This is a genomic window from Variovorax sp. GW821-FHT09B01 (assembly GCF_059418345.1).
The window spans coordinates 218,281-242,336 of the sequence record NZ_JBWKPQ010000005.1; the positions used below are offsets into that span (position 1 = coordinate 218,281).

22 protein-coding genes and 1 pseudogene are annotated in these 24,056 nt (G+C 62.4%); 9 read left to right on the top strand and 14 right to left on the bottom strand.

Going from position 1 to position 24,056, the window contains the following annotated elements:
* Positions 1-18: 18 nt before the first annotated feature.
* Together AC07RV_RS17805 and AC07RV_RS17810 are read left to right on the top strand one after the other, a co-directional pair.
* Positions 19-753, top strand: a complete 735-nt coding sequence (locus AC07RV_RS17805) for an SGNH/GDSL hydrolase family protein (RefSeq protein ID WP_208507314.1) — start codon at positions 19-21, stop codon at positions 751-753.
* Positions 754-1,300: 547 nt separating this feature from the next.
* Positions 1,301-1,573, top strand: a complete 273-nt coding sequence (locus AC07RV_RS17810; protein ID WP_492713812.1) for a hypothetical protein — start codon at positions 1,301-1,303, stop codon at positions 1,571-1,573.
* 677 nt (positions 1,574-2,250) lie between these two features.
* Here AC07RV_RS17810 and AC07RV_RS17815 read toward each other — a convergent pair.
* The gene (locus AC07RV_RS17815; protein WP_208507312.1) at positions 2,251-2,553 is read right to left on the bottom strand and encodes a putative quinol monooxygenase; all 303 of its coding nucleotides are present in this window, start codon (positions 2,551-2,553) and stop codon (positions 2,251-2,253) included.
* Between the two features lie 488 nt (positions 2,554-3,041).
* Here AC07RV_RS17815 and AC07RV_RS17820 point away from each other — a divergent pair, with 488 nt between their 5' ends.
* A complete protein-coding gene (locus AC07RV_RS17820; RefSeq protein ID WP_208507311.1) occupies positions 3,042-3,629 on the top strand; it encodes a lipocalin family protein in 588 nt (195 codons plus the stop codon).
* 253 nt (positions 3,630-3,882) lie between these two features.
* Here AC07RV_RS17820 and AC07RV_RS17825 read toward each other — a convergent pair whose 3' ends face one another.
* On the bottom strand, positions 3,883-5,415 hold the full coding sequence (locus tag AC07RV_RS17825; RefSeq protein ID WP_493196322.1) for a sensor domain-containing diguanylate cyclase: 1,533 nt from the start codon (positions 5,413-5,415) through the stop codon (positions 3,883-3,885).
* Between the two features lie 347 nt (positions 5,416-5,762).
* Between AC07RV_RS17825 and AC07RV_RS17830 the strand changes: the two genes are divergently transcribed.
* The 3 genes from AC07RV_RS17830 to AC07RV_RS17840 all read left to right on the top strand — a co-directional run bounded on the left by AC07RV_RS17830 (position 5,763) and on the right by AC07RV_RS17840 (position 8,407).
* Complete coding sequence (locus tag AC07RV_RS17830; protein WP_208507309.1) at positions 5,763-6,422, top strand: sigma-70 family RNA polymerase sigma factor; 660 nt, start codon at positions 5,763-5,765, stop codon at positions 6,420-6,422.
* A complete protein-coding gene (locus AC07RV_RS17835) occupies positions 6,419-7,084 on the top strand; it encodes a ChrR family anti-sigma-E factor (protein WP_208507308.1) in 666 nt (221 codons plus the stop codon). The genes AC07RV_RS17830 and AC07RV_RS17835 overlap by 4 nt, the downstream gene beginning before the upstream one ends.
* 534 nt (positions 7,085-7,618) lie before the next feature.
* Entirely contained in the window at positions 7,619-8,407 is a 789-nt protein-coding gene (locus AC07RV_RS17840; RefSeq protein WP_492713975.1) for a transglutaminase domain-containing protein, read from the top strand.
* Positions 8,408-8,503: 96 nt separating this feature from the next.
* Here the strand turns inward: AC07RV_RS17840 and AC07RV_RS17845 are convergent, their stop codons facing one another.
* The 8 genes from AC07RV_RS17845 to AC07RV_RS17880 form a co-directional block, all read right to left on the bottom strand.
* Positions 8,504-8,950 (bottom strand): response regulator, encoded by a 447-nt coding sequence (locus AC07RV_RS17845; protein WP_208507306.1) that lies wholly within the window; start codon positions 8,948-8,950, stop codon positions 8,504-8,506.
* A 16-nt stretch (positions 8,951-8,966) separates the two neighbouring features.
* A complete protein-coding gene (locus tag AC07RV_RS17850) occupies positions 8,967-10,355 on the bottom strand; it encodes an RAD55 family ATPase (RefSeq protein WP_492713816.1) in 1,389 nt (462 codons plus the stop codon).
* A 630-nt stretch (positions 10,356-10,985) separates the two neighbouring features.
* Positions 10,986-12,230, bottom strand: coding sequence for an MFS transporter (locus AC07RV_RS17855; protein WP_208507304.1), 1,245 nt, complete (start codon positions 12,228-12,230; stop codon positions 10,986-10,988).
* Positions 12,227-12,781, bottom strand: a complete 555-nt coding sequence (locus AC07RV_RS17860; protein WP_208507303.1) for an isochorismatase family protein — start codon at positions 12,779-12,781, stop codon at positions 12,227-12,229. Before AC07RV_RS17860 ends, AC07RV_RS17855 begins: the two co-directional genes overlap by 4 nt.
* 13 nt (positions 12,782-12,794) lie before the next feature.
* A complete protein-coding gene (locus AC07RV_RS17865) occupies positions 12,795-13,244 on the bottom strand; it encodes a MarR family winged helix-turn-helix transcriptional regulator (RefSeq protein WP_208507302.1) in 450 nt (149 codons plus the stop codon).
* 380 nt (positions 13,245-13,624) lie between these two features.
* A complete protein-coding gene (locus AC07RV_RS17870; protein ID WP_208507301.1) occupies positions 13,625-15,253 on the bottom strand; it encodes a histidine kinase famiy protein in 1,629 nt (542 codons plus the stop codon).
* Positions 15,254-15,707: 454 nt separating this feature from the next.
* Complete coding sequence (locus AC07RV_RS17875; protein WP_208507300.1) at positions 15,708-15,974, bottom strand: hypothetical protein; 267 nt, start codon at positions 15,972-15,974, stop codon at positions 15,708-15,710.
* A gap of 407 nt (positions 15,975-16,381) precedes the next feature.
* Entirely contained in the window at positions 16,382-16,597 is a 216-nt protein-coding gene (locus AC07RV_RS17880; RefSeq protein WP_208507299.1) for a hypothetical protein, read from the bottom strand.
* 88 nt (positions 16,598-16,685) lie between these two features.
* On the opposite strand from AC07RV_RS17880, the gene AC07RV_RS17885 reads away from it, so the two are divergent.
* Complete coding sequence (locus AC07RV_RS17885; protein ID WP_493196321.1) at positions 16,686-16,907, top strand: hypothetical protein; 222 nt, start codon at positions 16,686-16,688, stop codon at positions 16,905-16,907.
* Positions 16,908-17,308: 401 nt separating this feature from the next.
* Here AC07RV_RS17885 and AC07RV_RS17890 read toward each other — a convergent pair whose 3' ends face one another.
* The 3 genes from AC07RV_RS17890 to AC07RV_RS17900 form a co-directional block, all read right to left on the bottom strand.
* Entirely contained in the window at positions 17,309-17,641 is a 333-nt protein-coding gene (locus tag AC07RV_RS17890) for a hypothetical protein (RefSeq protein WP_209542338.1), read from the bottom strand.
* 431 nt (positions 17,642-18,072) lie between these two features.
* A complete protein-coding gene (locus tag AC07RV_RS17895) occupies positions 18,073-18,300 on the bottom strand; it encodes a hypothetical protein (protein ID WP_492713821.1) in 228 nt (75 codons plus the stop codon).
* 212 nt (positions 18,301-18,512) lie between these two features.
* Positions 18,513-19,190, bottom strand: a complete 678-nt coding sequence (locus AC07RV_RS17900; protein ID WP_203208333.1) for a TetR/AcrR family transcriptional regulator — start codon at positions 19,188-19,190, stop codon at positions 18,513-18,515.
* A 265-nt stretch (positions 19,191-19,455) separates the two neighbouring features.
* Here AC07RV_RS17900 and AC07RV_RS17905 point away from each other — a divergent pair, with 265 nt between their 5' ends.
* Positions 19,456-21,390, top strand: coding sequence for a carboxylesterase/lipase family protein (locus tag AC07RV_RS17905; protein WP_492713823.1), 1,935 nt, complete (start codon positions 19,456-19,458; stop codon positions 21,388-21,390).
* 88 nt (positions 21,391-21,478) lie between these two features.
* The gene (locus tag AC07RV_RS17910) at positions 21,479-23,548 is read left to right on the top strand and encodes a carboxylesterase/lipase family protein (protein ID WP_492713825.1); all 2,070 of its coding nucleotides are present in this window, start codon (positions 21,479-21,481) and stop codon (positions 23,546-23,548) included.
* Positions 23,549-23,611: 63 nt separating this feature from the next.
* Here AC07RV_RS17910 and AC07RV_RS17915 read toward each other — a convergent pair.
* Positions 23,612-24,046: pseudogene (locus AC07RV_RS17915) on the bottom strand (NAD(P)(+) transhydrogenase (Re/Si-specific) subunit beta); the annotation flags it as partial.
* Between the last annotated feature and the right edge of the window lie 10 nt (positions 24,047-24,056).

A 24,056-nucleotide genomic window follows, 5' to 3' on the forward strand; every position in this document is an offset into this window, starting at 1 on the left:
GACAGAAACGGTCAGGCCATGAAGCAAATCCTTGTGTACGGGGACAGCATGAGTTGGGGCATGGTCCCCGGCACCCGCGAACGTTACGCCTTCGATCAACGGTGGCCGGGTGTTCTGGAAGCCGCACTTCACAGCGCCGGTTTGCGGGAGATCCGAGTCGTCGAGAACTGCCTTCCCGGCCGGAAAACGATCTGGGACGATCCATTTCGCCCGGGGCGAAATGGCGCGGCAGGTCTCGGCGAGGTTATCGAGATGTGCTCCCCGCTGGAGTTGGTGATCATTCAGTTGGGAACCAACGACTTCCAGGCCCCCTTCGGCATCAAGGCCTGGGCAGCCGCCTCCGGCGTCGGAAAGCTGGTTGAAATCGTACGCCATGCCCCGTTGGAACCCGGCATGCCGCAGCCTCGCATCCTGGTCGTCGCGCCGCCGGAGATCATCCAGCCAAAGGGCGCCAACGAGAAAAAGTTCGAAGGTGCGGTCGAGCGAAGCAACGGCTTCGCCGCGGCGTTGGAGGAGATGGCGGCGGCGAAATCTGTTCACTTCTTCGATCTGAACCCCATCACGGGCCGTAGCGACATCGACGGAATTCATCTTGACGCCGACCAACATGACGTCATCGGAAAGGCGGCCGCGTCGGTCGTGCGTGAGCTGATCGTTCAAGCAAAAGACATATCTAACTCCGCATGCGCGCGAGATGAGAAGCTGCCCTTGCCAGCCAGCCCGTCCAGCGCAGCAACCTCCCCGAAAGCATGAGTCCGCAGTCGGGGGCGAATCGAACCACCGCAACGGCAAGGCTCATCTCGACCCTGTAAGCCGATCCTTCAAAAGTACTCGCGCATCGCCCGCGTAACGCGGTCAAAAGAGGGTGTGTGCAAGTCCAGAGCCCCGGAACGCGAGCATTCAAGAGCTGGCGAGACGAAGACAGCGTAGAGCGTTCGATCTCGCGCCCCTTGACATTGCCCCGCAGCTTCGGCGTTCCCGTGCGAAGGTCGCGGGTCACCTGCGACATGGGATGTCGCACGGCACCCATGGCTGCCCTCGCAGCATCACGGATCACGACCAACAAGTGCATGCGCAGCATGAAATTCATGTCGACGCGCGCCGTGCAAGATCGGCTGCTCATCTCGCATGTGGCGGTCTCACCTTCGGCATCACTGCGCGAGTGGGTACCACAGACCAGACTGTCTCCGTCAGCTCAGAAGCAAGAAGATGCGCCGGGCCCTGGGGTGTTCAGCACGTGGGCCCCCTCTTGCAGTAGAGTCGAAGTTCCTCAACACGGAACCCGCAAGGGAGGCACACAATGACCACACCGGAAGAGGCAACAGAAAACGCGTCAGCGGCCAACGTTCTTGGAACGGAGATCGCGCTGACCGCCGCTTTACGCGCTTTGATCAAGGCGCATCCGCATCCAACCCTTCTCGCTGACGAGCTCGTGCAGCAGCGACAGTTTTCGCAAGCACACCTTGAAGCGAGCTCGCTCCCCGAGAAAGCACTACGAGGGTTCAAGTTGACTTGGGCGCTGATACTTCATCAGGACCCAGCGCAGGACGTACGTCTCGTCTCGGAACTGTAGAGCAAGCGGGCACCTGGGGACCCGTCCTCAGGCTTTCCGCTCAGAGGATGGACGACTGACGCCTCTCACGGAAGAATCGCGTGCGGCCGCAGCGGGGGCGAAATCGCTCGGCCGCACCAAGAGCCCTGGACGAAGCCAAGTCTCGTCCAGCCGCTGCAGCCATTCCTCAGGCGTGGGTTGGCTCAGACGCTCTTCAGCGGACAACCGCTGCACCCTATCGATTTTTGCTTTTGGCGTAGGCATGGAGACGCTTTTAGTCGCTACAGAACACCCAATCTGTAGTCAAAGTTCGTCTTTTTGCACGAGCAGGCTGGTAATCAGCTCCTGCCTCCTCCATACCGCGCTGCTACAGGGCGACCATGCAGCGATCGTTCGCAACCTCAAAGTTCCACGTCTTGCAGTGAAGAATGGCCGGCTTGACCGTGACTTATCCTTGTCACCACCATGGGCGTCCTGCGATGATCCGCATCGACGCGCTGTGACTGTGCGCAAAGCCGGTGCAGGTACGCTCCGGCGCAGAGCAACTGCGTGCGCACGTAGTCCACGCGCTGAGAGGCGGGAACGCCCACCACGGCCATTTTCTCGCCGATACGCGGGCCATCTCAACATTTCTATGCACGACGGCTTCAGCGTGTGGTGCGCAGCGAAGGTCTCTCGGCCATCGATTTGGAGAATATTCAGCCGGGTAACTTTGCCGCCAGCACGTCTACATTCTGAATGGACGGCGGCTCGGAGAACAGCTCACCTGCCTGTGCCATCAAAGCCGCCGCAACCTTGCCGGAAAGATGGGCTTGGCGGCCTGCTTCATCCGGAAAGGCGTCGAAAATTCCGAAGGTTGTTGGCCCAAGGCGAATGCCAAACCAAGCGGTAGTGGCGGGCTCTTGCATGACGAGAGGACGGCCACCCACGAGAAAATCTTCGACGTCTTTCTCCTTCCCGGGCTTCGCTTCCAGGCGAACGAATAACGCGACTGTGACCATAAGAGGCTTTCTTTCGTTAAACGCAACTGGTATTGGTCGCGTTGGGCATAGCAGTCTGCGCCATTTGATTGGCCATGTCGCGAACTATCTTTCATCCATGTCAGCTTCGCGGCATCGAGGGCCACGGCTGACCCCTAACGGGGCGGCATACAGTGATGACTCACGCGGACAGCCGATGCCTCGTCACCAGTCGAGCTGAGGGGGCACGTGCGCAGGTCGAGCGCCTTATCGTCGGGCTAATCGATGGCCGTGCGCCAAGCCTCCTGCGCGAGCCGCCTTACCCGCTAGACAGCTTCTGGTACTGGCCTCATCTTCTGGAAGGCCGCCCCTCCCGACAACCTCGGCGGGGCAGGACACGGGATTCGCCCCAGGTTGATGGAACGTGCCAGGCCAATGCGCTGAGCGGACTTGCAAAGCCGCGGGGCGCCGTCCGACGTATCCAGCGCGCACCGACCCGTACCTTGCACCAAACTTCCGGAGCCGCCCCTATGCAGCGCCTGTCTCCGCGGCTGGTCAAGCCGACCGTCCTGCTTGCCGCAGCCCTGCTCACGACGCTATTCGTTGCCAGCTGCGCTGTGTCACCGAATGTCAAGATCCGGCCGGTGTCGCAGGTCGACCTGCAGCGCTTCGTTGGCGATTGGTATGTCATCGGGAACATCCCCACGCGCCCCGAGCGCAACGCATTCAACGCGGTCGAGTCGTATACGCTGCAGGCCGACGGCAGGATCGCCACTCGGTTCCGCTATCGCGAAGGCGCCTTCGACGGCAAGCTCAAGACGATGTACCCGATTGCCACTGTAGTGCCCGGGACCAACAATGCGGTCTGGGGCATGCAGTTCGTCTGGCCGATCAAGGCCGAATACGTGATCGTCGACATCGACAGCAACTACCAACTGGCCATCATAGGTCGCAGCGACCGCGACTACGCTTGGATCATGGCGCGCACGCCGCAAATCTCCGAGACGACCTACCAGAATGCGGTGGCGCGTCTGAAGGAACTGGGCTATTCCGTGGCCAGCCTCCGCCGTGTGCCGCAGCGCTGGCCGGAGACGCCTGCAGCGGTTGCAAGGCCGTAGCGCCTCAGGAGTTCCCTGCCGGCCACAAACTACGCGCATGGCACTCAGCCAAAATTGCACTCGCCGACTGGACTTGCCAGCTCGACGAGCGAGCAGCTGCGTCCAGCGCCCGATGTTTAATCCGTGGATTCCAGAGCCATCTAATCGTCAAGCTAATGAGACCAGCCGCATCCAGTCAAAGCGCCCGAACAAGGATCGATAGATCGCGTCTTCCGATCCTACCAACACAACGTGGGGCATCGTTGGACGCAACTCACTGGTCTTGGCTTCGCGCTTCAATCTCGTAGCTGACCCATCCCCAATAGTCGTCTACGGTTTCTCGGCGCCGCACGGCGTCTTGCCAATGGGGCCGAGTGAATACAGGATGCTGATTGACCGGCAAAGCGTACTTCTCACGCAAGGCTTCCGGACTGAGAGGCTCATCATCGGCCAGGATATCCGTGATGACTTGGAGATCGTCGACTCCGTCACGGACATGAGGCCAGCTCAACTCAAACATGACACAGTCGCGACCGGCCGACTTTGCTTTCCATAGCGAATCATCTGCCTTTTTCAACGAAACGGACTGATTCCGAGATTCAGTCAATGGCGCGACCCCAACCGAGACGGTGACACGCAAACGCTGCGCTCCGATCCTAAAATGGCCTTGAGAGAACGCGCGACGCAGGTCCTCGCAAACCGCGAGCACATCGGCAACCTCCATGCCGCGAAACACCATTCCGAACTCCTCGCCACCAAGTCTGGCGACACAGATGTCGTCACCTTGATGAACCTGGAGCATTTTTGCGGCTTCGACCAATACGACATCTCCTGCATCATGCCCATAGCGATCGTTGACGGCCTTGAAAAAGTCAAGGTCGAATATTGCGACAGCCGCATGCGCACCTTCGACGACTGCTTGCTGAGCACGTTCGAGCTGTACTCCAAATCGTCTTCTATTGGCCAAACCTGTCAGCGAATCCGTTTCCGACAGTTCGACCAACTGGCGATTTAGCGCTGAAAGCTCAGAGTGCGCCTGCTGCAGCGCTCTCTTCCGAGAAATCACGTCGGTCACATCAGTCCAGATGCTGACCAGTTCATCTTCCCACCATTGTTCTTGGATACGATAGAAGCGACCTGACCGAGCCTGAAGTGTCACCGGGTGATGCAGCGGACCTTCAACTTCACTCAGGCACAGTATTTCGAACTCAGCGTCGCGCTCGAATATCTCGTGAAACTTCTTCCAGTAACTCCCTTGGGTAACTCTCCGTTCAATTGCCGGAAGACCTCGAATAAGACTAAGAAAGTGTTCCGAGAAAAATCTCGTGTTCACATAGCGCAGGCCTCCATGGGCATCATGGACCGTGATGCCCACGTTGACTGCCGCAATGAGTCGATGCAACAGCTCGCTATCCGTGCCTGGCGCGATTTGAGTACTGATGTCTCTCCAGATCTTGAAGCGTCCACCCTCTGGCAGCGAGAACATGCGAAGCTCGAGCCATCGGCCGTCAGCTCGCTGATATTGGATGGGCCCATGGTCGTTCAAGTGCCTGAACATGCCATTTTTCGTCGCCTGGACCATCTGCTCAGGCGTCGACGCTGGATGCTGTAGCCGCAGAAATGCCTCCAACGTTTCCTCGAACGTCGTTCCCACCTGAATCCAGGAGGCGACTTCCGGAAAAAACTCTGTATAGAGAGCATTCCAACCAGTGATGCGATTCTGGGCGTCGTAACAGCACACGGCGCATCCGCCATGGAGCAACAACGCCTGCAGCAGTGCGTCAGAAGGGGCTTGAAGAGACGACATTGAGGGATTCCAAGCAGAGAGCCGCCAGGGGCGCAACGCCAAATCTTCCCAGATTCCCAGCGACACTCAACCTCGGTTGCAACGGCGTTCTAGGCAGTCGCTGCCTCGCGATAGCGGAGCCGGCATCCATGCCAGCGCGACACGCGCTCGGCGCACCGCCGCAAAGTCACGGCTGTCTTGCCGTTGATGCCGCACGCAGCAGCGCTGGCGCTGAACTGCGCTTACCCCGAGACGTTGAGAGCAGTCGGCGTCACGGGAAACGGGCCCGCCCAGTCGATTGTTACAATTTTCACCTCCGATCTTGGCCCTCTTATGATCCAAACGAGCCCAAGGGGCGTACAGGGGGCATGAGCGCCGTTCAAGAAGTCGTAGTGCCCGAACCCGGCCCGGGGGTGTCCAAGCTTCCCTGGCTGTCTAGCGTACCCAAAACGCAGCGACGAAGTGCAGTGCCAACCAGTGAACAACTCAATGAGTGGGTGGCGGCAGTTGCGGCTACCAACAATCGACAGGCTTTCGCGGCGCTCTTCAAACATTTTGCACCGAGGGTCAAGTCTTACATGATGCTTTGTGGCTCTTCGGAAACGTCGGCCGAGGAACTGGCGCAGGAAACGATGGTGAGCCTTTGGCGAAAGGCCAAGCTCTTCGACCCGAAGCGAGCGGCATTGTCCACATGGATCTTCGCGATCGCAAGAAACCTTCGGGTGGATTCTTTGCGCCGAGACAGCGTGCCCTTGGTGCCGGACGAAGAGGATCTGGCGGCGCAGTTGGTTGACCCGGGTCCTGCTTTGGAAGACGGTGTGTGGACTGACCAGAATGCGGCACGCATCCGACTGGCCATGTCTCAGCTTTCTCCCGAGCAAAAGCGCCTGCTGAGCCTGTCCTTTTTCAAAGATCATCCCCATCCAGAGATCGCGCAAGAGCTTGGGCTTCCTTTGGGCACTGTGAAGTCGCGCATTCGAAGGGCGCTTGCGCGTCTGCGCGAGTTGCTTGAAGGAATGCAACAATGATTCGCCATCACCCTGCTGACGACCTATTGCTATCACTCGCCGCAGGAACGCTCTCTATCGGCGCGACCCTCGTAGTTCGCACTCACATCGAAACCTGCACGCGATGCCAGGAGCGCCTTGGACTCTTTGAAGCGGTCGGCGGGATCACGCTTGAGGACCTGCCGCCTGCATCTCTTTCGCCGCAAGCGCTGGCACGGACACTCGCGACGATCGATCGGCCGGTACAGGCTCGCCCAACAGCAGCATCACGCACCTTCGATCGGGGCGAGCGTCCTTCCTTGCCCGCCGGCATGGCGTGGCCTCGCGCGCTCGAGGCCTGCACCTCAACCCCCTGGAGGTTTCTCGCTCCTGGCATGCGGTGGAGCCGACTTCGCCTTCCTTCGGACCCGGATGCGAAGCTTTTCTTGTTACGCATCGGCTCAGGACGCAGCCTGCCTTTTCATACCCACAACGGCACCGAGCTCACCCAGGTGCTTCATGGCGCTTTTGCCGATGGGCGTGAGGTATTCGGCGCAGGTGACTTTGATGCCGCGGATCACAGCATCCATCATTGCCCGACCGTCACCAACGGGGCCGACTGCATCTGCTTTGCCGCAGTCGAAGGCAAGATGCGCTTTGATAGCCCAATTGCACGCGCGATGGCGAGCTTGATCGGGATGTAAGCTCTGGCATCTTGGAGTCTGGCGAGAGGCGAAGGCAAAAAGACCTCGACTTTCTGCCCTCCTCTTTTTGCATTGATTTTTCAAAGTCAAATGACTTCCCATGCTGGAGAAGGCCTCAACCCCTTGAGGTACGCTCGAGCAGTGGACCGCCAGTAGATCTCCGATGGGTCTTGATCTGTGACTGGTGCACGTCTGTCTCGCACCCATGCATTTCCATCGTCTCGAGTGAGAGAAATCCTCGGTCGGCACCCACCCACGTCGCATCAGCCCTTGGCGACCATCGGATCAGCGAAGGTTCTCCCTGGAAGGGCACAACTCTTGCTCCGGGAACACGTACCTTGAGAACCGCGCACGGTTTATAACCAACATGTGCAAACTTTCCGGGCGCAAACGTTGATAGCAACCCAATAACTCGGCCGCAACCGACAGCATCGGCGATGTGCAAGGGTTGCACCAGAAGCCAGATTTCGGGCGGTCGCTTCCTCATCCAATCTCTACCGAGAAAGAAATATGCGACTTCACGCCACATGCAAAATGAGAGTGAGAGTGAGTAGCGACTGCCCTGTCGTCGCAATGCTTCGTCCGCGCAGTGGCGACGCACAGTGGATGGTCAGCGAACGCTACGAACTTCACCCGTGGGTCACAACCACGGAGTACGTCGACGTGTTCGGCAACCTGTGTCAGCGCTTGACTGTACCGAAAGGCGACATGTGCATAGAGGTCGAGATGATCATGGAAGCCGAAGCCGCGATTGCCGTTGCGCCTGATGCCGAGGCGGTGGCGGTGCGCGACCTGCCCTCGGACACACTCCAATATTTGCTTCAAAGCCGCTACTGCCCCTCTGACAAGATGGAGGACCGTGCGCTCCAGATCGCCGGGGACACCAAATCCGGCTACGCCCAGGTCGAAGCCATTCGACGCTGGATCCATGAGCACCTGGAGTACCGGTATGGAGTGAGCGACGGATCTACCGATGCACTCGACACGCTCTCAGATGGCGCCGGCGTCTGTCGCGATTTCTCGCATGTGGCCATCGGGCTGTGCCGTGCCTTGCGCATTCCTGCCCGCTTGGTGGTCGGCTACCTGCATCAACTTGAGCCGATGGACATGCACGCCTGGTTCGAGGCTTTCGTTGGCGGGCGGTGGTACACATTTGACGCGACGCAGGCGGAACCTCGAGGCGGTCGAATCGTATTGGCCTATGGACGCGATGCGGCTGATGTCGCGTTCCTCTCCAACTACGGCCCCCTCGAGGTAACCGAGATGGCGATCACAGTCAACGAGCTGGCAGCTGGCGCATCCACGATGGCGCTGTCGAGCTAGCGCAGCGCAGCGGATCCCCGACCCATGGGACACATCATGCTGAAGCACCGCGCGCTACGCAGCGGTGCCAGTCTGTGAGGGACTTGCCTGTGCGGCTTACTCGTCGCGACCGGGGAGCTTCAAGCCCCGCATGAGCTGCCTCATTGACTCGCTGATCTCTTCACTGCTGGGTTGGGGAGGACGGCCATTGGTCACCAGACGTTGAACGAGTGACAAGAGGGGGTCGATTTCGAAAGGCTTGACCAAGAAGGCGTCGTAGCCGCGAAAGATTTTTCGAACGACGTCTTCGTTAGTAGCGCTCATCATGATGAACGGAATTCGGCAAAGCACCGGATCCCGGCGCACCGCTTCGCCGAACTCGCCGCCGTTCATGATCGGCATCATGAAGTCCGAGATGATCAAGGCGGGTGCTTCGCCCGAAAGCAGTTCAAGCGCTGCCTTGCCGTTCGAAGCGGAGGCCACGCGATAACCCTCCGTCTCCAGCAAGAGACGAAGAATTTGCGCGTTGCCATACTCGTCCTCGACAACCAAAATGAGCTTCATCGGGACGGACCTTCATTCAGTTGCTCGTATGCGTGCTTGCATCGAGCAAGGGTAGTTGCACATCAACAGTCGTCCGCGAGGCATGACCTCCACGAATCTTCGTGATGGAGAGAATGCGCTTGCTTGAGTTCCCGTCACCATCGAATGGTGATTGAAAAACGAAAGCGTTGTCGAACCAACCGACGACGCCCTCCGCCAAGGGCGTATTGGCGGCAACCGCCAGTGCGGCGGGATCGACGGTGAAAATCGAGGTGACTCCTCTGGTCTTGAGCTCTGCCAGCAGGCGACCTAGGAAGCGATAGCCACGCTCGGAAAACGCCAGCGTGTCCGCCAGCCCGGCCAAGCCATCGACAGCCAAACGGCGGATCTTGAGCTCATCGACCATTCGCAAGAGCTTGTGCCCCATCTCGTCCATGGACTCATCCTCGTGACCAAGCGGCTCAACCGTCAATGCCCCGTAGTCCGCCGCCTGCGCCACCGCCAATCCCAACTCTGCGCCCATGCGCCGCAAATCATCTGCCAACTCGGTGCACGGCAGCAGCAATCCAGGATTCTGAGCAGTGGAGGCGGCCGCGAACGCTAACGCCAGGGTGGTTTTACCGGAGCCACTTTGCCCAATGACGACAGAGGCGCTGCCGGAAAGAAGCCCACCCGCCCGTAGGACTTCATCCAGCGCTGGCACACCCGACGGCAACGCAGCAGGCCCCAACATTCCCGTCGACGAAGGCGCTGGCAAGCTTTCAAGCCGTGGGAAGAACTGCAGTCCATTCGAGGAGATGCAGAAGGTGTGTTTGCCGCGGATGACCTGACTGCCTCGGAATTTGCGCACCTGCATGCGGCGCTCAGCGCGCCAGTGGAACGCGTGGTCCTCAAATGAGAAGATCCCGTCGACCATCGTCTGCTCAGCGCTCAGGGCATTGCCATTGCCGCTTGTCAGCACAAGGCAAGTACACGACATCGCGGAAACTAGGCTTTGCAGCTCATGGACGAACTGTCTCACCGAGTCATCCGACATGGAGACCGGACCGCCGACAACCAATCCGTCGATGACCAGCAAGCCCGCGCGATGGCGCGCCAGTTCTCCTTGCAACAGGGCGACCACCGATTTCAACCCACCCTGCTCCAGCTCCCGATAACCGCTCACGTAGAAAACTTTGGAATTGACTTCCTGGTGGTCAAAAAACAGCTGTCCTCCCATGTGCTGAAGCATGCGCGAATGAGATTCCGCCAACATCGTGACGTAGAGCGTTCGAGTCTCTCGTCTGGCCAGCGTGTAGGCAATCTGATTGGCCAGCGTGGTCTTCCCGACGCCAGGCGGCCCTTCGAGGATATAAACGCCGCCCTCGAACAAGCCGCCGTTGAGGATCCTGTCGAAGCCTTCGACACTGGTAGACAGTCTTTTCATTCTTGAGAAAATGGGGAATGGAGGGGTAAAGTGTTAGGAAGCTGCCCTGCTCAGCGCGCATTTTGCATCCGCTTGGCTGGCAGAAGCCGCCACGTCAACACGCCAAGGAAGACGACCGCATCCAACCGGCGGCTTGCGGACTGCAAAGCCGACCGCGCAAATGAGCACTCACCAACGCTCAACTTGCAGCCCATCACTGACCGCATCAACTCCTCAAGCGAGCCCCTTCGCTGACCCGGATCCGAATCCGAACCAGAGCTCGGGCCCGGGCCCGAGGAATCGGTCTCATGCGCGGGGCCCGGCGATGCGCTGCGGGGCGGTGATTGAGTGGGCGAAGTCCGCCGCCGCCGCGTGGAGCACGGTTTCGCGCCCGGTCAGCACACACCTGCACATCACCCTCCGCAGGGATTTCTTCCTCGGTGTCCTGGACCGTCGACTCGTTGTGACAATGAGTGCGGCATCTGCGTGCGAAAGCAGGGCCTGGCGGCGAATTTCTCCGGCCGCTGCTCGTTCAACCGGACCTCTGGCGACGACGCAATGCAGCTGCCGGGGTACGCCATCGACAGCCATGCGGCGACTGTGCACCGCGAGCTCGCTGATTGCGCCCGGGCGGACTGCCCCCACTCAAGTCTATGGTTCTGGTTTCGCCCGGGAAGTGACCACTTGCGACGACCGGTGGTACCTCGAGAGGTAGCGCAACCCGACGATGGCCGCGGCCAGCCCCGACAGCGCTGCCACACCCATCGCCCAACGCGCCCCGAACGTGTCGGCCACCCAACCGACCAGGGGCGCACCCATCGGCGTGCAACCGAGCACGATCGCCAGCAGGATCGCCAGCACGCGCCCTCGCATGGCAGGCTCGGTCGACAGTTGCACCCAACTGTTGACCGTGGTGGTGAACGTTTGCGCGGCCACACCCACCACGATCAGCGCCATGCCGAAGAGCCAATAGCCGGGCATCAGCGCCGCGAGTGCGCAGCCCAGGCCGAAAACTGACGCCCCTACCAAGAGCACGCCCATGCGTGGCTTGTCGCGCCGCGCGGCCAGCAGTGCGCCGACGACTGAGCCGATGGCCATGATCGAAGACAGCAGGCCGTACTGGTGGGCGCCCGCATGGAAAACGGTGACAGACATCGTGGAGATGAAGATCGGGAAGTTCAGGCCGAAGGTGCCGATCAGAAAGAGCATGAACAGCACGGCCTTCAGGTCGGGGCGGCGCCAAACGTAGCGGAAGCCCTCAAGAAAACTGCCGCGGGTGCGCACTGCGCGCTGGCGCAGGTAAAGCTCGTGCACGCGCAGCATCTTCATCGCGCCGATCACGGCCACGTAGGAGGCCGCGTTGATCACGAAGACCCAGCCCGTACCGACCGCGGCGATGAGCGTGCCCGCAACCGCCGGGCCGATCATGCGCGCGGCATTGAATGACGTGGAGTTGAGCGCCACCGCATTCTGCAGGTCGATCTCGGTGACCAGTTCCGACACGAAGGTCTGGCGTGCCGGCGCATCGAAGGCAGCCACGCACCCCAGGAGCAGCGCGAACACATACACGTGCCACAGCTGCACGAGGCCGGTGAGTGTCAGCAGACCCAACCCAAGTGCCAACGCGCCCATGGTGGCCTGCGTGACCATGAGCAGCTTGCGCCGGTCGAGATGGTCGGCCGCCCAGCCCGTGAGCGGCAGCAGCAACAACTGCGGGCCGAACTGCAGCGCCATCACGATACCGACCGCCGTGGCGTTGTGGCGCGTGAGCTGCGTGAGCACGATCCAGTCCTGCGCGGTGCGCTGCATCCAGGTGCCCACGTTGGACACCGCCGCGCCGCTGGCCCACACGCGGTAGTTGTAGCCCCTGAGCGAACGGAATGTGCTGCTGCTCACCGAGCGAGCAGGTCGATGATTTCCTGCGTGGTGCCGGTCTCGCCCAGGCGCGGAAAGATACGGGTGATGCTGTTGGCATGAGCGTCGGCGTTCATGTCGGTCATGGCGTCGATGCCAAGCGTGACGTTGAAACCAAGTTCGTAGGCTTGGCGTGCAGTCGACTCCACACCGATGCTGGTGGCGATGCCGACGATCACGACCTGCGTGACGCCCAGCGCCTTCAGGTGCGATTCGAGTCCCGTGTTCGTGAAGGCACCCCACGTGTGCTTGGTGACCAGGTGGTCCTGGGGCTGGCGGTCGAGTTCGGCGGCCAACTCGGTCCAGTCGGGGGGCAGTTCGCCGCCGGGGCGCTGCTGCTGGGTGCGGCCCTTGGCACCGCCTGCCACGTTGACGAGCACCACTGGCAGCGCACGTTGGCGAAAGGCAGACGCCAGGGCGCGGGCGCGCTGCACGATCTCGCCGGTGGCATGCGCGACGGGCAGCGCGAGGATGCCCTTTTGCAGGTCGATGACGATGAGGGCGGTTCGAGGATCGAGGGTGGTGACGGGCATGGTGGGTTCGCTTTCAATCTTCGGCGAGGCGTTTGAAGAGTTCGATGGATGCCGCGAGTGCTTCCTGCTCACGCGGGGCGAGCCTGGCTTGGATGACCTGAAACAGCCAGTCCTCGCGCGCGGCGCGGGCGTCCTTGAGCCATTTGCGAAAGACCGGTGTGACCGACCAGATGGTCTGGCGCCCATCGGCCGGGTCGGGCGCGCCGCTGACAAGTCCCGCCCCCTGAAGCGCGGCCACCGTCGCGCCCATGGACTGCGGACGCACGCCCACCGTGCGCGCAAGGGTCGTCACTGTGGCCGAACCTTCGCGCTCGAGATGCAGCAGCACGGTCTTCTGGGAGCCCGTGAGATCGCCGGCATGCGACTGCTCACGCAGTCGCCGGTTGAGCTTGGCCACCAGCATGCGCAGTTCCGCGGCGAGGGTGTGCGCGTACAGATCAGGTCCGCTCGCTGGCTCATTCATGAGGACATCCTAGCGGATACAAAGCCAAACTACAAAGTTTTCCTTCATAGTTTTCTTAGCCTTGGATGAGAGACATCGACGCGTGGGACTGCTGCGTACCTCAACAAGCGCGCCAAGCCAGAGCCAGAGCCCGAGGCCGCCGTCAAGGTCTTGAGGACCATGGTCAGCGCTTAACGAAGGCGTAGTTGGACTGACGCGTCAGTGCGGCTGCGTTGCGCCGCAGTTCCTCAAAACCGATGCGCCGATACGCCGATACGCCGATGCTGCACCTCACGTCCCCGGCTTCGACCTCAGTGATCGTGAGCGGCCGACTTCGATCGAGTCGAAGTCAAAAACCGAGCACGATCGCGAGAGAGTGAAGCTATCGATGGGCCTTGGATCTACCCCATCGTCCCCGTCGGACCATCCAGCACGTCCCTTACTCTTCGCGCCAAGTCAGCGAGGCGGTACGGCTTCTTGAGCAATTCAAACTCGGCATTGGCGGCCGGTTCGTAAGCGCTCAGATCCCGGTCAAAGCCTGTAGTCAGCAGCACACGTACGCCGGGAGATATCCGCTGCACCTCCCTGGCCAGCATGTACCCGTTCATTCCTCCGGGCATCATCACGTCGCTGAAAAGAAGCTCGATCGCGTCGGGACCGAGGTCACGAAGCTTGTCCAGCGCCATCTTGGCGTTGGGCGCGACATACACCGAATAGCCAAGACCTTCCAGCATGCCTTGTGCCACCACGGCCACTTCCTCGCGGTCCTCAACGATCAGGATGGCTTCGCTGCCACCCCGAATGCTGGGCCTCACGATGGACTCCGAGTCGTCAGTCAGCGCGCTGCTCACCGTCGGGAAGTACATGCAGATGGTCGTTCCTTTTCCGACCTCTGACTCGATCGTTGTGGCGCCGCCTGATTGCTTCACGAAACCATAAACCATCGACAGGCCGAGGCCTGTACCCTTCCCCTCGTCTTTCGTCGTAAAGAAAGGATCCATCACGCGAGGCAGGATCGCCGGATCTATTCCCAAGCCGGAATCGGAGATGCAGACAGCAGCATACGGACCGGGCGTCAGTCCCTCGAATGCCGTGGGACTGCCAGGCGCCACCTCCATGAGGTGTGTACGCAGTTTGATCGTCCCTCCGCCGGGCATTGCATCGCGTGAGTTGACGAGCACATTCAAGATAGCGACCTCGAGCTGCGTCACGTCGATCTCCACATTTCCCGCGTTGGGCGCCAGGTCGAATTCGATGTGGATTGAATCACCCAGCGTGCGCGCGGCCAACTCGGACATTCCTTGTGCCACCGCGTTAATGCCTACCACTCTACCGCGCAGTCGTTGACGTCTGGAAAAAGCCAGCAGTTGCTGTGTCAGGGTCGATGCTTTGGAGATTGCAGAACGCAGGTTCTCCACTCCTCGACGGATGGTGCCCTCATCGAGCATGCCCTTTTCCAACTTCACCCCGAGTATGTCCAGATGACCTGACATGACTTGAAGCAGGTTGTTGAAGTCGTGCGAGATTCCGCCTGTGAGTTGCCCCAGAGCCTCCATCTTCTGCGCTTGTGCAAGTGCCTCTTCGGCGTCGCGGCGACGGCTGACATCGAGCTGGGACGCAAAGAAGTAGATCAGGTTACCGAGTGGGTCATAGACTGGCGAGATGAACAGCGCGTTCCAAAAGGTCGTGCCATCCTTGCGGTAATTGAGGATCTCGATCTGAACCTGCCGGCGGGACCTGATGGCCTCGCGGATCGTCGAAACAGACTCTCTGTCGGTCGCAGGGCCTTGAAGAAACCTGCAGTTCCGCTTCAGTACCTCGTCACTCGAGTAGCCTGACATCGCCAGGAAGGCACGGTTTGCGAACACGATGGGATTGTCGTGCTGGCGCGGATCGGTCACCAGCATTGGCATACGGGTGGTCTCGATCGCCGCGAAGAAGATGTCGTCCTTATGGTCGCGAAGTTCGTGCGGCCCGCCTTCTGCGCGTACGGTTGATAGGGGAAGTGAGGGCTTTTCGGGAATTTCCATTGGCCACTGCGAACGCTAGTTCAAAAAGCTGCTTCAATTCTCGCCGCCCCATAATGCGATCCGACTGTAATCGGCGTAACGAGTGCTGCAGCCATCCAACCAAGCGTAACTGCGATGTACCAGAATCACTGTGTGAAAAGACAACTTCGACCGGATTAGCACTAAATGTCGCTGTGCGGTAGGGTCCTCAACGAGCCCACAAGCGCCTTGCGTGAGGCACATGCCGACGCCCGAGGCGTTTGGGACGGCACTTCATATTCACGGCGCGCCCCATGTGCTCAACGCCCGTGGCCCACGCACCACGATCAGATCCCGGGGCGTCGTCGCTCGCTCTCTCCGCCAACCTGGTGAAAACGGCGTCGTGATCGCTGCAGCCATTCCGCTTGGCTGTCGCGCGTCGAGGGCAGGCGGCGGCGCGCTCGACAATCGACCGCGCCGTCTGGGGCCGCGGCATTCAAATCGAAGGGCGGCCTTCTTCCTTGTGCCTGATGCAGTATTCCAAAGCGGCCTCAAGCATGGGCCAGCTGGCGAAGACGTACACACGTTCCACCGTGTCCCAACGCCCCCCAAATTCCTTGAGCGTCAGCGCGAGCCCTGAGAGGCTGCCCAGAAGGGCGGGCTTGGGTTGTCCGTAGAGTTCACAGTGATCGGCCACGGTGCACCCGAGGCGCGCCGCGAGGCCCTGCACACGGTCCGTACCGTTCGGAGGAGGAAGAAGCATGGATCCATTCTCGCAAATGCTTTGTCTGCTGGCTTTTCTCGCAGCGTCTCCCCATTGAGGGCTTGCCGAGCAACGTGAATGGGTGCTGCGAACGTCAGTCGGAACCTGCAGAAAAAGGATGACAGCGAGCTCTCTTCGGTGTCACCTCGAAATAGCGTCTGCACATGGGTGCATCCACGCTGCTGCCGGCCCAAGGCTGAGCAGCGCTAGCGCGCTCGCCAAGCACTCAGACTCGTGCATCGAACTACGCCCCTGCGCGTCGAGAAAGGCTTGTACCTTTCGCATCAGACCGGCGGAAGAACGCCCTTTCGCGCTGGCTGGGCACTCAGAGTCCCGAAACATGGAACGACCAACCGCGATGATGTCGAGTGGGGAGTAGATGGGGGCACTAGCACTCACCGACCGAGCTACATCGGCTTGCCCGTGGACAGGGCGGCCCTTCCTTGCGGCGTGATGCGGAAAATGATGGCGCTGGCGTCGGCGGGCGGGGCATCGACGCCCGGCAGTTGGGCTTCGATCAACTCGGCCGCTTCGAGAACAATCGAATTTCGAATATCTGCTTCGTCATGAAGCTCGAGCGGAAACCTGGCGTCCTCGATGCGACGCAAAAAATCCATTGGCATGCCAGCCCCCTCCAACGGGCACGAAAATCTACTAAAGCCCTGTGCGCTCAGCAATGTCATTTTACATATGCCGTCTCTCTATCTCTCAATGACCGAAAAGCTGTCGGCTCATTGGAAGGCCCACGCCAATGCTTACCCGCAAAAATTTCTGATGACGCGCGCACAGCACGCGGAATACGTGCGCGTGCTGAAACTCTGCGGCTCGACCAAGAGCGACTTTTTTACCCACATGGGAGTGCCGATCGAGATCGCTGAGGACACCCCTGGGTTGATGGTGACGGCCGATGGCGTCGAGGTCTCGTTGCTGTGATGGCGCGTTCCTTTTGATGGAAGCCTTCGCGCTCGCCCACGGGGTCATCACCTGCACAGCGTGAATGACCGATGGTGGACGTCGGCGACTGCGATGCAGTCGCCGCGCGCCTTGTCGCCGTCGATGGCCAGGGGCGAATCGGGAGGCACATCGCTGCGATTGATGTTTCCGAGCAGAGCGCACCCTAGGGCCCGCATCGCCGGCAGGCTCGCAGTGACCTGCGGTCCATGAAGGCGCCGAGGCCATCTTTGCGACACGGACAGGATCGCCACACGACGTCTGCATCGAGATCCAAGGACCCGACATACACGGCGAAGCTACAGGCTCGACCGTCGAAACGGCACGCGCTGCCGTGAATGATCAAAGCAGCGCGTGCTCGAGCGGACCCATCTTTTCTTCTGCTACTGCATTCGTGCAGAGGTGGGTGAGTCGGAAGACGGTGGTCTGCGACGCCGCGTGACGATGCGTGACATTCGTTGGCGCCACAGCGGCGGCCGCGACGGCGACTGCGGGTAGTCGAACCTTGCGAGCTCTTCACGCCCCTTTTGCGTGACGGCGAGCACCTGAGCAGCCAAGCCATCGCCCGCCAGCGTGAGCGGATTGGTTGGCGCCGGAACCAGCGCCACAACCAGCCCCGCCGCTCTGAGGATGCGGACTTGGTCGATGTCTTCGGGTCGATAGAACGAGACCGGCAGGCGGGACGTCGCGATCTGCCGCAACAAGTTCATGGTCATGGAAACCTCCTTTTCAGTTGACCAAAACTTCGACGGTGATCAATCTAGGTCCCACTCGGCAAGATTTCAAGAGCCGTTCGACTTGTCACAGCGATCCCCAAAAAAGAGCCCGGCACTGGGCCGGGCTGAGATTTACAGCAAGGTGCCACGACGCAGCCGTGGCGTCAGAAATGTAGGGTTCCCGCGCTTTACGCCATGTCAGACAACTTTGATTCTTTGCACGTCGAAGGCGCGGTGGTGCGAGGACGCGGAGACGCGGGAACGCGAAGAGAAGCCGGGGGGGACCGAGCGCCTACTGCAAGCTTGCTGCAACCTGGCGCTCCCAGCCGGAGGGGAGAGGAACGCCTCGACTGATCTTGTTTCCCAACCGGTGGTCCGGCCAAAGATCACGCTGTCGGAGGCAAGCTTGCCGCTGATCTCAACACGGGCAGCTAGGCAGCCCGCGAGGCATGCGCAAACTCAAACTGATCGCGGGACTCGCTAATGGCCTCGAAAAGATCTGGTTCGTCCCAGAGTTCGCGCAGCAGCTCATCGGCCCGCACACGCAAAGGCGTGACCTCCGCATGGCCGAGCGGACCGAGCCGAATCATCGCCTCATAGACCGCTGCCTCAGCTGCAGCCCACGCCTCATAGCGTTTATCAAATGCAACGGTGGTCATTCCGAACTCCTAGGTCATCTTTTCTACCCTGGGGCCTGCAAGAGCGATGTAGGACTTTTGACTATCCGCAAGACAAGCCGTTCGCCAAAGGGGGCGCAGTGTCGGTCGGCGCCATGAGCCATGGTCGATGAAGCTGATCATGGAAGCCATGGCGTCTGGCCGAGCGCACTGCATTCAACGGCACGCCTGCCGACCCTGCTCAAGCTCGAGCGTCACGGATGCCGGATACCGGCTTCGAGATAGTCCATGAACAGCGCTCGTTCCTGCACTTCGTTGCCGCGTCGCCCGATCGACAGCGGCCCGAAGGGTGAGCGCATGGCGTAGCTGCGGTACGAGATGCCGTAGTACAACGAGTTCATCGTCAGGAGGAGGCGGAACTTCAGAACTTCGAGCGGAACCGCCGGGATCAGCGCGGCAAGCCTGTCCAGTGCGAGCGTCAGTATGTCGCGGTGCATGTCGGCCGAAATTTTCTGGCCTTCCTCGCCGAAATCCCAGCCGAGCCGGCCGATGAAGCACACGGCGTCGCGGCCCAGCCCGGCCTCGGACAGCATGTCGATCATCGGACCGAAGGCCGCGTCCAGCACGTCGCGCACGGTGTGCGGTCCCCGGTCCAACGCCTCGAGCCGCGCGCGGCAGCGCGGCTCGAGGATACGCTGGAGCATCCGCGCCACCTCGGTCACCACACTCTCGCGATTTCCGAAGTGGTAGTGCAGCGCCGACAGGTTGGCCGCGCCCGCGGCCGCGACGATCCTGCGCAGCGACACGGCATTCATGCCCTCGCGCGCGAACAACCGCATGGCTTCCAGCAGCAGGCGCTCGCGCGTGGCGGCGGCCGACGCCGCCAGCGCGGGTGGGCGTTTTTCCTTCGGGCTCGTTGCTGGACTGGGCATGGGACGCAGATTGTGACCGCTGGCTCGGCTAGGGTTAGCTCTAATTCGATTGAATTAATTCAATGGAATTATTCACCTGTTCCGTCGCGGCCGGCTCGGCCTCGCGCGGGGACCCCCGTACGTCAAATAACCGAAGGAGACATGGATGATCAGAGGCATGGCATCGCCCGAGGGGCGCCGCTGCGGCACGCGGTGGGTGGCCGCTTGCGCCGCGACCGCGTTCTTGCTGGGCTGTGGCGGCGGAGGAGGGAGCAGCACCAGTTTTGTGGCGTGGCCCACGGTGCCGGCACCCGGCGGCGGCCACGAGCCCGCACCGGACAACCAGGCCCGGCTCACCGGCGTGTTCGCAGGCGGACCGGTTGTTGGCCTCGACTACCGTGGCTCCGTTACGGGGGCGCGTAAGACAGACGCGCAGGGGCGCTACCACTATGCGGCGGGCGAAACGCTGAGCTTTTCGATCGGTGAATTGCCGCTAGGCGCCGCGCCCGCCGCGGACGCGCTGTCGCCGCTGAGCATCGGCGGCGCCACCTCTTCGGCCGACCCCCGCGCCACCAATCGCCTCGTGCTGCTGCAGACGCTCGATGCCGACGGCGACCTCAACAACGGCATCCAGGTCACCGGCGCGATCCGCGACATCGTCTCCCGGCATGCCGCGGCCATCGATTTCACCCAAGCGGCCACGGCCTTCCGCGCGAGTCTTGCGCCATTGCTCGCAGCGCTCGATGCGGCCGGCGCTTTCACGGATCTCGATCCGCGGCCGCGCAGCGCGCGCAGCGCCGTCGCCGCGCAGGAGCACTACACACGCGCCACTGCCGCGCGCAACCTCGTGATCACCACCGGCGGTACGCTGCGCGGCTTCGAGTCCAGTGCCACGGCCTGGCAATACCTCGGCATTCCCTACGCACAGCCGCCGGTCGGCGCGCTGCGCTGGCGCGCGCCGCAAGCGCCCCAGCCGTGGAGCGGGGTGCGCGAGGCGGTGGCTTGGGCGGACCAGGCCGCACAGGTCCAAGCGCTCGAGCGCTTCGGCGAGGGTGGCATGAGCGAAGACTCGCTGTATCTCAACGTGACGGCACCCAAGTTGGCCTCCAAGCTGCCGGTGATGGTGTGGTTCCACGGTGGCGGGTTCACCTCGCTCACGAGCAACACCAAGCCTTTCAACAACCCGAATGCCCTCGTCAGCAAGGGCGTGGTGCAAGTCTCGGTGAACCATCGCCTCGGCGCCCTCGGCTACATCGCGCACCCCGCGCTCAGCGCCGAGAGCGGTCACGGCGGCTCGGGCAACTACGGGCAGATGGACCTGGTGATGGCACTGCAGTGGGTCAAGGCGAACATCGCGGCCTTCGGCGGCGACCCCGACAACGTGACCGTCTTCGGCGAGTCGGGTGGCGGGCGCAAGGTGCTTTCACTGATGGCATCGCCGAGCGCGGCTGGCCTTTTCCATAAGGCGATCAGCCAGAGCGGCACGCTCATCCCCGACACCCGCACGCTGGCCTCGGCCGAGGCGGTCGGCCTCGCGCTCCAGAAGCGGCTGGGCGCGGCCTCGCTCGAGGAGATGCGCAGCCGCCCCTGGACCGAGGTGGTCGCAGCGGCCTCCGTGCTCGTGCCCTACACGAACATCGACAACGGCTATCTGCCGTACAGCGAGCGCGTGAGTTTCGAGTCGCGCCGGCACAACGACGTGCCCTTCATGATCGTGGTCAACACCAACGACACCCCCGACCCGATCGAGACGGTGAAGAACGTGTTTCCCTGGATGACGGCGCACAGCGCCAGCCGGCACTATGCGGCCCTCTTCAGCCAGGTGCCGGGCGGCTGGCGCGCCAGGGGCGTGAAAACGTACCACGCGGGCGAGCTCGCCTACGTCTTCAACGCGCCCGAGAGCGTCGTCACCCACTACCTGCTCGACCTGGTGATCGATCCGGCCACCGGCGGCAAGCTCGCCATCGGGGACCTCAACGGCAACGGCGTCAGCGGCTCCGCGGGCGACACGCAGGACATCCTTGCCTCGGCCGGCTTCGACAGCGCTGATGCGAAGGCCATCGAGAACAGCATGGCGATCTGGACCCAGTTCGCCAAAACCGGCAATCCAAGCGTCGCGGGCTTGGTTGACTGGCCTGCCTACACGCCCGCGAACGACCGCTTCGTCGAACTCGGCGCCGCGCCCGTGGTCCGCACCGGCCTGTCGAGCGTCTTTCCCTGAGCGCGCTGCCTGAGCGCCGCGTCGCCAGTTCGCGCGGCGGCGCGGCCACGCCTTTCGTTCCCGCACACCACACCACAAGGAGACCTCCATGCACTCACACACGGCCCGCGCCGAGCGGCGCCGCTCGCGCGTCCTTTGCCTCGCTGCCTGGGCAAGCACCGTCGCCCTGCTCGGCTGCGGAGGCGGCGGCAATGGCGCCAGCTTCGCGTTCGTCGCGCCGCCTGCGGGCGATACCGCGCCCGACAGTCAGCCCAAGCTCACGGGCACGTTCATGGGTGACCCTGTGTCGGGCCTCGATTACCGCGGCTCACTGAGTGGCGCGCGCACCACCGATGCCGAAGGCCGGTACCGCTATGCGGCGGGCGAGACCTTGAGCTTCTCGATCGGTACATTGCCGCTGGGCTCGACACCGGCATCGGCAGCCGTCTCGCCGCTCGCCTGGGTCGGGGCCGACAGCACGACCAGTGACGTGCGCGTGAGCAACCGCCTGGTGCTGCTGCAATCCCTCGATGCCGACGGTGACCTCAACAACGGCATACAGATCACCGAAGCGATCCGCCAGGCGGTCTCGCGTCATGCCGCCGCGATCGATTTCGCACAGCCCGCGGCCACGTTCCGCGCCAGCCTTGCGCCCCTGCTCGCAGCGATCGAGACGGCAGGCGCCTTCTCCGACCTCGACCCGCGACCGCGCACGGCCAGGACCACCGCGGCGGCACAGGAACACTACGCGCGCGGCACGCGCACCCGCCACCTCGTGACCACCACGGGCGGTTCGCTGCGGGGCTTCGAGGCGAATGCCGGCACGTGGCAGTACCTCGGTATTCCGTACGCGCAACCGCCGGTCGGTCCGTTGCGCTGGCGCGCGCCGCAATCGCCCGCACCCTGGAGCGGCGTGCGCGAGGCCATCGCCTGGCCCGACCAGTCAGCGCAGAACCCGACGATGGAAGCCCTGGGCGAAGGCGGCATGAGCGAGGATTCGCTGTACCTGCACGTGACGGCGCCCAAAAGCGCGTCGAAGCTGCCGGTGATGGTGTGGTTCCACGGTGGCTCGTTCGCAATCCTCACAGCCAACTCCAAGCAGTACAACAATCCCGATGGCCTGACCACCAAGGGGGTGGTGCTGGTCACCGTCAACCACCGACTGGGGCCGTTCGGCTATCTCGCGCATCCGCTGCTCAGCGCGGAAAGCGGCCACGGCGGCTCGGGGAATTACGGCCAGATGGACCTGGTGAAGGCGCTCCAGTGGGTGAAGTCGAACATCGCTGCTTTCGGCGGCGATCCCGACAACGTGACCATCTTCGGCCAATCGGGTGGCGGCGGTAAGGTCTATGGCCTCATGAACGCGCCCGAGGCTGCCGGCTTGTTCCACAAGGCCATTGTGCAGAGCGGCGCCAATGCCATCGCGACAGGCGGAACACCCGCGAGCTCGCTGGCCGGCGGCGAAGCAATCGGCAAGGCCGTGTTCGAGCGCGTCGGCGCGACCACGCTGGCACAGGCGCGCGCCCTGCCGTGGACCGCCTACACCCAAGCCGACCTCGACGCGGGCATTCCGCGCGAGACCTACCGACCCAATGTGGATCATCGCCACATGGTGAAGACCTACGGCCAGAACATGGCGGAGGGCATGCCCAGCGACGTGCCGCTGATGGTGGGTGCGACCTCGGGCGACTATCCCTCGCTGCGCGCGTCGCTGCCGGTGTTCATGGCGCAGCGCGCGCCAACCTATCGCTCGCCCCAGTACGTGTACCGGTTCAGCCGCGTGCCGGACGGCTGGTCGGCGATGGGCCTGCTCAGCGGCCATAGCGGCGAGTTGCCCTACTTGTTCGGCTACCCGCAGGGCATGGTGACGAACTACGTGATGGGTCTCGTGCTCACGCCGGCCGGCGCGAAGGCGCCCATCGGTGACCTCAATGGCAATGGCATCACCGGCACCGCTGGGGACGCGGCCGATGTCCAGGCGTCGATGGGCTGGGGACCGAACGACGAAGCCATCACTGAAACCACCATGACGCTATGGACCCGTTTCGCGAAGGATGGCAATCCCAGCATGGGCGCGCCTGAGTGGAAAGCCTACACGCCTGCCAGCGACGCGTACTTGGAAATCGGGCCGGGCGGGGGTGCCACGCCGCGCACCGGCTTGGCCAGCGCCTTTCCCTGAACCCCACGCCACGCGGGCCTGCCCAAGGGTCGCGCCTCACGCGCGGCCGCCGGTGTGGGGGCGCTTGCCGAAGGCGATCACCGAGCCGCTGAAGGTGATGGCGCCGATGGCCGCGCCCAGGAACAGCTCCAGGCGGTTGCCCGCGGGGATCGGGTCGCCCTTGAGCGCGATGTTGAAGGCATGCGGCTCGGCCACGGCGGCCACCGCGATGAACACGGCCGCCAGGCCGATCATGCTGTGCATGAACGCCACGAGCTCGGGCATCTTGGTCATCTCGACCTTGTTGGCCATGTAGGCCCCGAGGCCACCGCCCACGACCAGCGCGACCAGCACGTAGGCCAGGCCCTCGAGGTTGCCGCTGGCGAGCTTGTAGATCAGCGCGTCGGTGGTCAGCACGGCGATCGCCATGCCGGTCATGCCGAAGACGTTGCCGCGGATCGAGGTGGTGGGGTCGCGCAGGCCCTCGATTCGCCGACCGTTCGCAAATGCGTGGCACACGGCGGCGCAA